Genomic DNA, 12,379 nt, shown 5'->3' on the forward strand with positions numbered 1-12,379 from the left:
CCCCGGGGGGGGGCCCCCCCGCCGCGCGGGGGGGGGGGGGGGGGGGGGGGCGGGGGGGGGGGGGGGGGCCCGCGGCGGGGGGGGCGGGGGGGCGGGGGGGGGGGGCCGGGGGGCCCCCCCCCCCGCGCCGGTTCAGCGGATGACGTGGGGCAGGAAGCGGGCGTACTCGTCCGTCACCAGCCCCGCGGACTCCCGGATGCCGAGCCCGGCCGCCTCGTCCTCGACGACCCACGCGCCCAGCACGGTGCGGTTGCCGTCGAACTCGGGCAGGGCCGCCAGCTCCTGGTAGACGCAGGGCTCGTCGTCGCGTGGGGGTCCCTCCCGGCGGTGGCCGGGGGAGGGCTCCGCGCCCGGCTCGTGCACGGTGACCCCGGCACCCTCCCGGCCCAGCAGCGGCTTGGACACGTACCCGGTCGTCGACGCCAGCTCGCGCGGGCCGTCGAGGTAGGCCGGCAGCAGGTTCGGATGGCCGGGGAACAGCTCCCAGAGCACCGCCAGCAGCGCCTTGTTGGACAGCAGCATCTTCCAGGCCGGCTCGATCCAGCAGGTGCTGCCCGAGCCGCCGCCGTTGTCCAGGGTCTCCAGCACCTGGGGGCCGAAGGCGTCGGTGGCCAGCCACTCCCAGGGGTAGAGCTTGAAGCAGCTGCGGATGAAGGCCAGCTGCTCGTCGACGAACCGGCCGCTGAGCCGGTCCCAGCCGATCCGCTCCACCGAGAGGGCCTTGGTGACCAGCCCGGCCTGCTGGGCGGTCTCGCGCAGGTACGCGACCGTCATCAGGTCCTCGCCGAGCTCGTCGGTCTCGGAGTGCGCGAAGTGCACCGGCCCGGGCGGGAGCAGCTCGGCCTGCCGCCGCCAGGCGTCGACCAGCCGCTCGTGCAGCGAGTTCCACTGGTCGGCGCCCGGGAAGCGGTCCTCCATCCAGAACCACTGGGGGCTCGCCGCCTCCACCAGCGAGGTGGGGGTGTCGGCGTTGTACTCCAGCAGCCTGGCGGGGCCGGTGCCGTCGTAGCGCAGGTCGAACCGTCCGTACAGCGACGGGAGTTCGGCGCGCCGCCGCCACGACTCGGCGATCAGGTCCCGCAGCCGGGGGTCGGTGATCCCCAGGTCAGCGAAACGATCCTGCTCGACGATGTACTCCGCCGCCCGCAGGCACATGGCGTGCAGCTCCTCGACGCTCTCCTCCAGGGCCTCGACCTCGGGGAGGGTGAAGGAGTAGTACGCGCTCTCGTCCCAGTAGGGCGTGAGCGAGCCGTCGGGCTGGCGGGTGAGCGGGTAGATCAGACCCTGCTCCTCCACGATCCGCTGCCAGTCGGGACGCGGGGTGATGCGGTGGCGCTCCACGGTACGGTTCAGCCTCCGCTGGAGCCGGACTTGCCGGAGCCGCCGCCGGACTTGCCGATGCCGCCGCGGGTGACCGCGGACTTGTCGAAGCTGCCGCCGCTCAGCTTGCCGTTCTTCGTGCTGCCGCCGTAGTAGTACGAGCCGCTGCCGCCCTTCTTGCACTCCTTGCCGGGCAGCACCTTGAGCGTCTTCCGGTCGGCGCAGCGGCGGTCCGGGTCCGAGTCCGAGCCGCAGGCGACCAGAGTCGCCGCGAGCAGGCCCATGCCGCCGAGCACGACGGCGCCGGAGCGCATCCGCCGGCTGTTCTTGCTGTCCATCCTGTCCTCCCCCTGGGGTGTCTCGCCCACAGGGTAGAACCGTCCGGGGACCGATGGAATCCGGCCGGTGCGCAGGTGCTGCACTAAGGTCTCTTTGTGCTCATTGGGATGCTTTGCGCCCTCGGTTCGGCGGTCTGCTTCGGCACGGCCTCGGTTCTCCAGGCAGTCGCGGCCCGTGCCACCGGGCCGGGGACGGGTTCGGGAGTGGATCCGGCGCTGATGCTGCGCGTGCTGCGGCAGTGGCGCTATCTCGCCGGCCTGGGCCTGGACGGGCTCGGCTTCGTGCTCCAGATCATCGCCCTGCGGTCCATCCCCATCTACGCGGTGGGCGCGGCCCTCGCCTCCAGCCTGGCCGTCACGGCGGTGGTGGCGGCACGGCTGATGCACACGCGGCTGACGCGGACCGAGTGGGCCGCCGTCGGGATGGTGTGCGCCGGACTGGCGATGCTGGGCCTGTCCTCGGGGCCGGAGGGCGACCGGCCCGGCACCCCCGCCCTGGAATGGGCCCTGCTGGCCGCGGCGGTGGCGGTGCTGGTGCTGGGCGCTGCCGCCGGGCGCCTGCCGGACCGGCCGCGGGCGCTCGTACTGGGTCTGGCCTCGGGCACCGGCTTCGGGGTGGTCGAGGTCGCGGTGCGGCTGGTCGACGGGTGGTCGGCGCTCACCAGCCCTGCCCTGTACGCCCTGCTGCTGGGCGGGGCGGCGGGCTTCCTGCTGCTGACCTCGGCCCTCCAGCGCGGTTCGGTCACCACCGCGACGGCAGGGCTGGTGCTGGGCGAGACCATCGGACCGTCGGTGGTGGGCGTGGTCTGCCTCGGCGACGAGCCGCGTGAGGGCCTGGCCTGGCTGGCCGTACTGGGCTTCGCGGTCGCCGTCTCGGGCGCCCTGGCCCTGGCCCGCTTCGGCGAACCCCCGGAACCGGAACCGGAGCCGGCGGGGGCGGGGTGAGGGTTCGCGGGACGGCCGCGCGCGGGACACCCCACCGCCTGACGCCTGGTCACCCGGAAGGCGGGCCCGGGGTGCGGGGGCGGGCCGGGTCCGCACCCCGCACTCCGGCCGGTCGTCAGGAGGTCGGGGCGAAGTCCTTCAGGGCGGCCGCCTGGACCTCGCGGTGCACCGGCCACTCGCTCGCGGGGGCCGCGACCAGGACGGCGTACATCCGCCCGTCCGGGGTGGTCAGGACCCGCTCGACGCCGCGCCGGCGGCTGCCGGTCTCCGCACTGTCGTACTCGTAGACCAGCTCGGCCGAGCCGTCGCCGCGGTCGCCGATCTCGACCTGCGTGAAGCCCGGGTTGGCGGAGAGCTGTTCGGAGGCGCCCTGGACCGCTTCGAGCGGGGTCATGCCGGGCTCGTTCACGCGGAACACCTGCACGAGGGAGGTCCGGTCGGCGGACCGGTAGAAGACACCGGCCTTCAGCTCCTCGCGCTGCCAGCCCTCGGGGACGGCGATGCGGAAGCCGGCCGGGTCGTCCACCACGCGGTAGCCCGCCGGGGCGGAGGGCGAGGGAGAGGGCGAAGCCTGGTCCGACGGCGGGTCGGAAGGCGTCGGAGAAGCCTCCCCCGCGTCGTCCGTCGGGCTGACGGACGGGGAGGAGAGGGTGGCGCTGGGGCGCGGGGCGGGCGTTTCGTCGCCGCGCTGTACGAACCACACGACCGCCGCCCCGGCCGCGAGGGCCGCCACCGCGACACCGGCGGTCAGCGGGGTCAGCCAGCCCTGGCCGGCGGGCCGGGGCGGCGGCGGAGGCGGGGGCGGAGGCGGGGGCGGTACGAAGGGCCCGCCGACGGGCCCGTACTGGGGCGGCACGGACGGGTGCGGCGGCAGCGCGGGCAGGGTGCCGGCACCGGGGTGTCCGGGCCATGCCCCGGCCGCCCGCGTCTCGGCGTCGGCCACCGCAGCGGCCCCGCCGAGCGGGTCGTACGCGGGCCCGCCCCCGACCACCGGCCCGAACCCGGCACCCCCACCGGGCGCCGACTCCCGCCCGGCGCCGGACCCCGGCCACCCGCCGTGCGCCTGACCGGAGCCCGGCAGCTCGCCGTGGGCGGAAGCCCGACCGGCACCGGGCCCGGTGCCGGATGTCCGACCCGCCGCAGAGTCCGGCCGGCCGCCCGGCGCGTGGACCGAGCCCGGCGCGTCGCCGGAGCCCGAAGCCTGGCCCGGGGCCCCTGCCTGCCCGGACGCGTGCCCCTGCCCGGACGCGTGCCCCTGCCCGGAGGCACGGCCACTGCCCTCGGCGGGGGCCGGGCCCTGGGTGGGGGCCGAAGCCTGATCAGCGCCCAACGCCCCACTGGGGCCCGGGGCATCGCCGGCGGACGCCCCGGGGCCCGGGGCGGCGCCCTGGGCCGGCGGCGCGGCCGGCCACGGCACCACCCCCGGAGCCGGCGGCGCGGCGGGGCCGGGCGCGGGCGGCGGTGCGGGCGTGGCCGGGGCGGGCGGCGTCGGCGCCCGGTCCTCGTCACGCGCCGCGCCGCGGGCCGGCTCCTCCGGCGGGCCGAATTCCCAGCTCTGGGTCTGGGGGTTCCAGCGGGGACCGCTTTCCGGCACGCCTCAGCCCCCCAGCAGCTGCGCGACGGCCGCGGCCAGGGCGCCGCCGGAGGCCAGCAGCTCCAGGACCGGCCCGGAGTCGGCGAGCGCGTCGCGGAGCCGGGTCAGCCGGCCCCGCGTCACCTCGCCGGAGGCCTCGTACTCGTCCTCCGCGCCGACCAGTTCGGCCTCCAGCACCTCCGTGGGCCCGGTGCGCCGCACCCGCGCGAGGTCGGCCCGCAGCTCCCGGACCGCCCGCAGCAGCTCCTCCTGGGCCGCGTCGCGCGGGGCGCCGTGGAAGACGTTGGTGTTGTTCGCCGTACCGCCCGCGCCGAAGTTGACCGCGCTGCCCTCGATCCGGCCGATCCGGACCGGGCCCGCGGGCTCCGCCCCGGGATCCGCCCCGTGTTCCCCGTTACCTGCCGGCACCCTTGGCCCCCTTGGCTCCGCTCGCGGTGTTGGTGTTGCTCGCGGCGCCCTTCTCCCCGAAGTTGACCGCGCTGTGGCTGACCGAGTCGACGTACGTCGAGCCCGCGCTCAGGTTGATGATCTTCTGCTCGAACTCGCCCGTCTGCCAACCCGCTTCGTACAGCGCCAGTTTCACCCCCTCCGTCACCCGGTCCTGGATGGTCTTGCGGTACCGGTCGTGGTCCATCCGCTGGAAGAGCGACAGCCTGAAGTCCGTGGCCAGCTCCCGGACGGCCCGTTCGGGCCCCGCCGGGCGGGCCCCGCCGTGCCCCGCGGTCAGCACCCGCCAGAGGCTCACCACCCCGCGGCCGAGCGTGGCGAGGGCCGCGGTCAGCGAGCGCGGGGCGTGGGACAGCGCCCAGACCAGCTTCCCGAAGCGGTTGTTGTTCCGGTAGCGCTGCGCGATGTCGTCGGCCCTCTGGAAGGCGTCGCGCACCGGCGGCAGCACGTGCGGGGCGAACTCCAGCATCAGCATGCCGCCCTGGGTGTGCACCCGTACGTACACGGTGACGACCATGTCCTCGTCCCAGCCGCCCACCCGGATGCGCAGGAAGTGGCGCCGCTTCTCGCCGCCCTCCTCCACCGACCCGGCCCGGTGGAGCTCGAAGTCGCCCTGCCGGGTCGGCGCCGCGTCGCGCGTCGGCAGCCCGGCGGCCGGCAGGAACACGCACTCGTCGACCACCAGCTCCCGCAGCCGGTCGAGGACGGCCGCGGCGACCGCCGGGTCCCGGCGCGGCGAGGGCACCCGGAGTGCTTCGACCAGCTTCACGATCCGGCCGAGCAGCTCCTGGTTGTCGAGCAGCTCCGGCTTGCGGGTGCCGAGGTCGGTGCGCGGCCTGAGTTCGACCGACAGGTGCCAGACGTCCCAGGGCCAGCCGGCGCCGCGGAAGGGCGCCGCCGTGTCGTACATGACCAGGGGCGAGTGCTGCTCCGCGCGGATCAGCCGCTGGATGCGGCGGAAGCGTACGCCCGCCTGGCCGTCGGCGGGGTCGGAGCGTACGTCGGGGTAGCGCCGCGGGGACAGCTCGCCGGCCATCATCCGGGAGAACTGTCCGCGCTGGAGCCCCGTGAGCGCGGCCAGCAGCAGGAAGAAGAGCGCGACGCCCCACGCGTTCTCCAGGAAGCCGCCGTCGTAGTCGGTGTACCAGTACTGCCAGCCGTCCGGGAGCACGAGCTGCTCCAGGTCGATCATGCGGCCCTTCTCGAAGACGAACTCGATGAGCGCGTTGTCGTACCGCTCGTAGTGCGTGCCGACGTACAGGTTGGCGCCGAGGCTGAAGAGGGCGACGGCCATCAGCAGCCGCGCGTACCAGCGCACGAGCCCGCCGAAGAGGCGCACCGGCGGGTTCTTCTTCTCGCGGCTCATCCGGGCCGCCAGCGTCAGCAGCAGGCAGGGCAGCAGGAAGTACGCGAGGAACAACCCGCCGGTGAGCTTCCAGGCCAGCAGCCAGACCGCGACGACCCCCGCCGCGTAGCGGAGTTCGGTCCGTCTGGCGCGCAGGGCGTGGGCGAGGACCCGGGCCGCGTCGAAGCCGTGGCTCGGCGCGACGAGGCGCTCCTCGTGGACGTACAGCTCGTCGATGACCTGGTCCCGGAAGGCGGGGTCGAGGTAGACGCCCGCGCACATGAGGCGGCCGGCCTCGCTGGCGGCCGGCGCGACCGGCGGTTTGCCGAGCAGCAGCGGGTCCGGGGGGCGGGGCGGCTGGGGCGGTAAGTGGGCCGACTGGGTCATCCGCGCACCCTAGGACCGGCCCTGCGGGCGGTGACAGCGCCAAACGCGCCAAAACGCCCCGGCAGGGTTTGCCGGGGCGTTCGGTGGTTCGGTTCACGGCGCGTCAGCGCGCCGCGTGCCGGGTCAGAGCAGGCCGAGCTCGCGGACCGCGTCGCGCTCCTCGGAGAGCTCCTGCACCGAGGCGTCGATGCGGGTGCGGGAGAACTCGTTGATGTCCAGGCCCTGGACGATCTCGTACTTGCCGTCCTTGCAGGTGACGGGGAAGGAGGAGATCAGGCCCTCCGGGACGCCGTAGGAGCCGTCCGACGGGATGCCCATGGAGGTCCAGTCGCCCTCGGCGGTGCCGTTGACCCAGGTGTGGACGTGGTCGATCGCGGCGTTGGCGGCGGAGGCGGCCGAGGAGGCGCCACGGGCCTCGATGATGGCCGCGCCGCGCTTGGCGACGGTCGGGATGAAGGTGTCGGCCAGCCACTGCTCGTCGTTGACGACCTCGGCGGCGTTCTTGCCGGCGATCTCCGCGTGGAAGATGTCCGGGTACTGGGTGGCCGAGTGGTTGCCCCAGATGGTCAGGCGCTTGATGTCGGAGACGGCGGCACCGGTCTTGGCGGCCAGCTGCGAGATCGCGCGGTTGTGGTCCAGGCGGGTCATCGCGGTGAAGCGCTCGCGCGGTACGTCCGGCGCGGCGGCCTGAGCGATCAGGGCGTTGGTGTTGGCCGGGTTGCCGACGACGAGGACCTTGATGTCGTCCGCGGCGTGGTCGTTGATGGCCTTGCCCTGCGGCTTGAAGATGCCGCCGTTGGCGGAGAGCAGGTCACCGCGCTCCATGCCGGCCGTACGCGGGCGGGCGCCGACCAGGAGGGCGACGTTGGCGCCGTCGAACGCCTTGTTGGCGTCGTCGGTGATCTCGATGCCGCGCAGCAGCGGGAAGGCGCAGTCGTCGAGCTCCATGGCGGTGCCCTCGGCGGCCTTCAGGCCCTGCGGGATCTCCAGGAGGCGCAGGTTGACCGGCACGTCCGCGCCGAGCAGGTGACCGGAGGCGATGCGGAAGAGCAGCGCGTAGCCGATCTGGCCGGCGGCGCCGGTGACGGTGACATTCACGGGAGTGCGGGTCATGGCCTTCTCCGTTAGACAGCTGGCGGTGGAGCCTCCTGGCCCCATGTGCTGGAGGACGCCGCTTCCCTGTGAATCTTGACGTGAAGAGACATCCGCGGGTCAGGCTATCCGACCCGGGACAGGTCCAACCCCCGACCCCGTGTGGTCCGTCGCACACGAGTCGGGGGTTCGAAGGAATGGCGTACGTTCCGCCGTCGATCAGAAGATCAACGCACCGTGAACCGGACCGCGTCCTCGAGGAACGGCGCCTCCAGCAGCGGCTTCGGTTCCACGACCAGCGCGAGCAGCACGATCGCCGTGCCGAGCACCCCGTACGTGACCATGTCGGTGAACCGGGAGCGGACGGCCAGCATGCCCACCGAGGGCAGCACCCGCCGCAGCACGGCGGCCACGATGAGCGCCACGCCGATGATCAGGCAGCCCGCCCGGAAGTAGTCCAGCGCGGTGAGCAGCAGCCCGACCGCGGTGGCACCGAGCACGCTGAGCATCGGCCACTGCCGTGCGGGGGCGGGAGCGTCGCCGGGCGCGGCGCGGCCACCGCCCTCGGGCCGGGCGGTGTCGCGCGTGACCTGGGGGAACCGGCGGGAGGCCTGCTGCCCCTGCCGCTCCCCCGGGTCCTTGCGCTCAGCCAGCACGGTGCTCGTCCCGCTCCGCCTGTTCGGCCGCCTCCGCTTCGTCGTCGCGCGCCGACCGCTCGGCCGCCTCGACCACGTTCACCAGCAGCTGGGCCCGCGTCATGGGGCCGACGCCGCCCGGGTTCGGGGAGAGCCAGCCGGCCACTTCCGCGACGCCCGGGTGGACGTCGCCGACGATCTTGCCGTTCTCGTCACGGCTGACGCCGACGTCCAGCACGGCCGCGCCCGGCTTCACGTCCTCGGGCTTGACCAGGTGCGGGACCCCGGCCGCGGCGACGATGACGTCGGCCTGGCGCAGCTGCGCGGACAGGTCGCGCGTACCGGTGTGGCACAGGGTCACGGTCGCGTTCTCGGACTTGCGGGTGAGCAGCAGGCCGATGGAGCGGCCGACCGTGACGCCGCGGCCGACGACCGCCACGTGCGCACCGTTCAGCTCGACGCCGTGGTGGCGGAGCAGGTGCACGATCCCGTAGGGGGTGCAGGGCAGCGGGCCCGGCTCGTTGAGGACGAGGCGGCCGAGGTTGGTCGGGTGGAGCCCGTCGGCGTCCTTCGCCGGGTCCATCAGCTCCAGCACGCGGTTGGTGTCGATGCCCTTGGGGAGCGGGAGTTGGACGATGTAGCCCGTGCACTCGGGGTTCGCGTTGAGTTCACGTACGACCGCTTCGATGTCCTCCTGCGTGGCGGTGTCGGGCAGTTCGCGCTGGATCGACGCGATGCCGACCTCGGCACAGTCCCGGTGCTTTCCGTTGACGTACCAGCGGCTGCCCGGGTCGTCGCCGACCAGCAGCGTTCCCAGGCCGGGGGTGATTCCGCCGGCCTTGAGAGCCGCCACGCGGGCGGTCAGTTCGGACTTGACAGCGGCTGCGGTGGCCTTGCCATCGAGAATCTGGGCAGTCATGACCCCATCCTCCCGGATGGAGTCGCCCGGTTCCACTTCCGCCCGCACACGCGATGTGGGTGGTGTGAAGGGAGGTTGCACTTGCACAACGGGACGTGCAACCGACTGGACAAGAGCGAGCCGCTCCGACCACGATGGCCGGATAGTAGTGCCGCGGGCAGTGCCGGGGGGGCCGACCGCTCAGATCGTTAGATTCCTCCTCGCGCGGCCTTGCGTCCCCGCACTTCCCAACGGAGGAACTCGCAAGATGAGCTTCGGCGACCCGAACAACCCGTACGGGCAGCAGCCCCAGCAGCCCCAGGGCCAGCCCGGCTACGGCTACCCGCAGCAGGCCCCCCAGGGTGTCCCGCCGCAGGGTGGCTACGGCTACCCGCAGCAGGGCCAGCCCGCCTACGGCGCCGTGCCTCCGCAGGCCCCCGGCACCCTCCAGGCCAACAACGGCTACATCAACGTCGCGGGCCTGGGCACCGTCCAGGTGGCGACCATGGGCCGCCGCCTCGGCGCCCGTCTGATCGACGGCGTCGCCATCGGCATCCTGTACGCCGTCTTCAGCGCGATCGGCCTCGCGGGCGTCTTCGGCGCCTCGAAGACCATCGACGACTGCTCGGGCTACGACCCGCTGTCGCAGGCCTACTCGGACTGCGTCAACGAGGCCTCCGCGGCCGCGGGCGGCATCGTCATGACGTTCCTGGGCGTCATGCTGCTGTTCTTCCTCATCACCCTGCTCTACGAGTGGCTGATGATCGCCTTCGTCGGCGCCACCCTCGGCAAGATGGCCCTGGGCCTGAAGGTCGTCAAGGAGAACACCGGTCAGGCCCCCGGCCTGGGCGGCGGCTTCATCCGCTGGATCATCCCGATCGTCGGTGCCTTCCTCTGCTACATCGGCGCCGTGCTCGTCTACCTGTCGCCGTTCTTCGACAACTCGGGCAAGCTCCAGGGCTGGCACGACCGCGCCGCGGGCACCCTCGTCGTCAAGACGAAGTAACCATTCCGCGCGTACACACCGCGTAAAGGCGAAGGCCGCGTCCCGCAAGTGCGGGACGCGGCCTTCGCCGTCTTCCGGGTCCGTCAGTGGAAGAAGTGACGGGTGCCGGTGAAGTACATGGTCACCCCGGCCTTCTTCGCGGCCTCGACGACCTGCTCGTCACGGACCGAACCACCCGGCTGGACCACGGCCTTCACGCCGGCCTCGGTGAGGATCTCCAGACCGTCGGGGAACGGGAAGAACGCGTCGGAGGCGGCGTACGAGCCCCGCGCGCGCTCCTCGCCCGCCCGCTCGACCGCGAGCTTCGCGGAGTCCACGCGGTTGACCTGGCCCATGCCGACGCCGACCGAGGCGCCGTCCTTGGCCAGCAGGATCGCGTTCGACTTCACCGCGCGGCAGGCCTTCCAGGCGAAGGCCAGCTCGGCGAGCTCGGACTCCGAGAGCGCCTCGCCGGTCGCCAGGGTCCAGTTCGCCGGGTCGTCGCCCTCGGCCTGGAAGACGTCGGCCTGCTGGAGCAGCACGCCGCCGGAGACCTGACGGAGGTCGCCCACCGGGCGGCCGTCGCCGTCGACCTTCAGCACGCGGATGTTCTTCTTCTTCGCCAGGACCTCCAGCGCGCCGTCCTCGTACGCCGGGGCCGCGATGACCTCGGTGAAGATCTCGGCGACCTGCTCGGCCAGCTCCACCGTCACCGGACGGTTGACGGCGATCACGCCGCCGAACGCGGACAGCGGGTCGCACGCGTGCGCCTTGCGGTGCGCCTCGGCGACGTCCGCGCCGACCGCGATGCCGCACGGGTTGGCGTGCTTGATGATCGCGACGCACGGCCCGTCGTGGTCGTAGGCGGCCCGGCGGGCGGCCTCGGTGTCCACGTAGTTGTTGAAGGACATCTCCTTGCCGTGCAGCTGCTCGGCGTTGGCGAGCCCGCCCGGCTGCCCGTCGGTGTACAGCGCGGCACCCTGGTGCGGGTTCTCGCCGTAGCGCAGCGACGCCTTGCGCTCCCACGCACCGGCCAGGAACTCCGGCAGCACGGCGCCCTCTTCGGGCGCGTACGCGTTCGTGAACCAGGAGGCCACGGCCACGTCGTACGCGGCGGTGTGCTGGAACGCCTCGGCCGCCAGCCGCTTGCGCGCGGCCAGCTCGAAGCCGCCGCCCTGCACGGCCTCCAGCACGTCGCCGTACCGCTCGGGGCTGACCACCACGGCCACCGACGGGTGGTTCTTGGCGGCGGCGCGCACCATCGAAGGACCGCCGATGTCGATCTGCTCGACGCACTCGTCGGGGGTCGCACCCGAGGCCACGGTCTCGCGGAACGGGTACAGGTTGACGACCACCAGGTCGAACGGCTCCACCCCCAGCTCGCCGAGCTGCTCGCGGTGGCTCTCCAGCCGCAGGTCGGCCAGGATGCCGGCGTGCACGCGCGGGTGCAGGGTCTTGACCCGGCCGTCCAGGCACTCCGGGAAGCCGGTCAGCTCCTCGACCTTGGTCACGGGCACACCCGCGGCGGCGATCTTCGACGCCGTCGAACCGGTCGACACCAGCGTGACGCCCGCCTCGTGCAGCCCGCGGGCCAGCTCTTCCAGCCCGGTCTTGTCGTAGACGCTGACGAGCGCGCGTCGGATGGGCCGCTTGTTCGTACCTTCGGCGGTCACTGGATCGTTACCTTTCGTCCCTCGATGCGGTAGCCGTTGCGGGCCAGACGCCCCACGACATCGACGAGCAGCCTGCGCTCGACTTCCTTGATGCGCTCATGGAGAGCGGCTTCGTCGTCCCCGTCCCGGACCTCGACCACACCCTGGGCGATGATCGGACCGGTGTCCACGCCGTCGTCCACGAAGTGGACGGTGCAGCCGGTGACCTTCGCCCCGTAGGCCAGCGCGTCCCGCACGCCGTGCGCGCCGGGGAAGGACGGCAGCAGGGCGGGGTGGGTGTTGACGAACCGCCCGCCGAACGACGCGAGGAACTCCTTCCCCACGATCTTCATGAACCCGGCGGACACCACCAGGTCCGGCTCGTACGAGGCGGTGGCCGCGGCCAGCGCCGCGTCCCACTCCCCGCGGCTCGCGTAGTCCTTGACCTGGCACACGAAGGTGGGGATCCCTGCGCGCTCCGCACGCTCCAGACCGGCGATCCCGGGACGGTCGGCCCCGACGGCCACGATCTCGGCACCGTAACCCTCGGGGTCGGCGGCGATGGCGTCGAGCAGGGCCTGGAGGTTGGTGCCGGAACCGGAGACCAGCACGACCAGGCGGGAGGAGGCCATGACAGGCCCTTTCTCACGGGGTGCGTCTTGTGCGGTCGTACAAAAACGTAAGACCCCGTTTTACGGGGAACCATACGAAGCGACCGACCGCCTGCAACGATACCGGCAC

Annotated in this window: 12 protein-coding genes; 2 read left to right on the forward strand and 10 right to left on the reverse strand. The window is 73.2% G+C overall.

From position 1 onward, the window contains the following. Positions 1–132 precede the first annotated feature (132 nt). Together ACIQUQ_RS12085 and ACIQUQ_RS12090 are read right to left on the reverse strand one after the other, a co-directional pair. Positions 133–1,341, reverse strand: coding sequence for a glutathionylspermidine synthase family protein (locus tag ACIQUQ_RS12085; protein ID WP_403974280.1), 1,209 nt, complete (start codon positions 1,339–1,341; stop codon positions 133–135). 8 nt (positions 1,342–1,349) lie between these two features. Further along, entirely contained in the window at positions 1,350–1,658 is a 309-nt protein-coding gene (locus ACIQUQ_RS12090; protein ID WP_403974283.1) for a hypothetical protein, read from the reverse strand. Positions 1,659–1,766: 108 nt separating this feature from the next. Between ACIQUQ_RS12090 and ACIQUQ_RS12095 the strand changes: the two genes are divergently transcribed. Further along, the gene (locus ACIQUQ_RS12095) at positions 1,767–2,603 is read left to right on the forward strand and encodes a DMT family transporter (RefSeq protein WP_403974534.1); all 837 of its coding nucleotides are present in this window, start codon (positions 1,767–1,769) and stop codon (positions 2,601–2,603) included. A gap of 115 nt (positions 2,604–2,718) precedes the next feature. On the opposite strand, the gene ACIQUQ_RS12100 is transcribed toward ACIQUQ_RS12095, so the two are convergent. The 6 genes from ACIQUQ_RS12100 to ACIQUQ_RS12125 all read right to left on the reverse strand — a co-directional run bounded on the left by ACIQUQ_RS12100 (position 2,719) and on the right by ACIQUQ_RS12125 (position 9,022). Continuing rightward, positions 2,719–3,594, reverse strand: a complete 876-nt coding sequence (locus ACIQUQ_RS12100) for a serine/arginine repetitive matrix protein 2 (RefSeq protein ID WP_403974286.1) — start codon at positions 3,592–3,594, stop codon at positions 2,719–2,721. A 606-nt stretch (positions 3,595–4,200) separates the two neighbouring features. Then, positions 4,201–4,605, reverse strand: coding sequence for a hypothetical protein (locus ACIQUQ_RS12105; protein ID WP_403974289.1), 405 nt, complete (start codon positions 4,603–4,605; stop codon positions 4,201–4,203). Beyond that, entirely contained in the window at positions 4,592–6,376 is a 1,785-nt protein-coding gene (locus ACIQUQ_RS12110) for a hypothetical protein (protein ID WP_403974292.1), read from the reverse strand. Before ACIQUQ_RS12110 ends, ACIQUQ_RS12105 begins: the two co-directional genes overlap by 14 nt. Positions 6,377–6,499: 123 nt before the next feature. Further along, positions 6,500–7,489: a malate dehydrogenase gene (locus tag ACIQUQ_RS12115; RefSeq protein ID WP_399946274.1), complete on the reverse strand. Its 990-nt coding sequence runs from the start codon at positions 7,487–7,489 to the stop codon at positions 6,500–6,502. Positions 7,490–7,695: 206 nt separating this feature from the next. Then, positions 7,696–8,124: a DUF3017 domain-containing protein gene (locus ACIQUQ_RS12120; RefSeq protein ID WP_403974295.1), complete on the reverse strand. Its 429-nt coding sequence runs from the start codon at positions 8,122–8,124 to the stop codon at positions 7,696–7,698. Then, entirely contained in the window at positions 8,114–9,022 is a 909-nt protein-coding gene (locus ACIQUQ_RS12125) for a bifunctional methylenetetrahydrofolate dehydrogenase/methenyltetrahydrofolate cyclohydrolase (RefSeq protein WP_399946268.1), read from the reverse strand. The genes ACIQUQ_RS12120 and ACIQUQ_RS12125 overlap by 11 nt, the downstream gene beginning before the upstream one ends. 247 nt (positions 9,023–9,269) lie before the next feature. Here ACIQUQ_RS12125 and ACIQUQ_RS12130 point away from each other — a divergent pair, with 247 nt between their 5' ends. After that, a complete protein-coding gene (locus ACIQUQ_RS12130; RefSeq protein WP_403974298.1) occupies positions 9,270–10,007 on the forward strand; it encodes an RDD family protein in 738 nt (245 codons plus the stop codon). 83 nt (positions 10,008–10,090) lie between these two features. On the opposite strand, the gene purH is transcribed toward ACIQUQ_RS12130, so the two are convergent. Then, on the reverse strand, positions 10,091–11,659 hold the full coding sequence (gene purH / locus ACIQUQ_RS12135; RefSeq protein ID WP_403974301.1) for a bifunctional phosphoribosylaminoimidazolecarboxamide formyltransferase/IMP cyclohydrolase: 1,569 nt from the start codon (positions 11,657–11,659) through the stop codon (positions 10,091–10,093). Further along, positions 11,656–12,270 (reverse strand): phosphoribosylglycinamide formyltransferase, encoded by a 615-nt coding sequence (purN, locus tag ACIQUQ_RS12140; protein ID WP_403974304.1) that lies wholly within the window; start codon positions 12,268–12,270, stop codon positions 11,656–11,658. Before purN ends, purH begins: the two co-directional genes overlap by 4 nt. Positions 12,271–12,379: the final 109 nt, after the last annotated feature.

Source organism: Streptomyces sp. NPDC101118, from assembly GCF_044759445.1.
Taxonomy (GTDB): Bacteria; Actinomycetota; Actinomycetes; order Streptomycetales; family Streptomycetaceae; genus Streptomyces.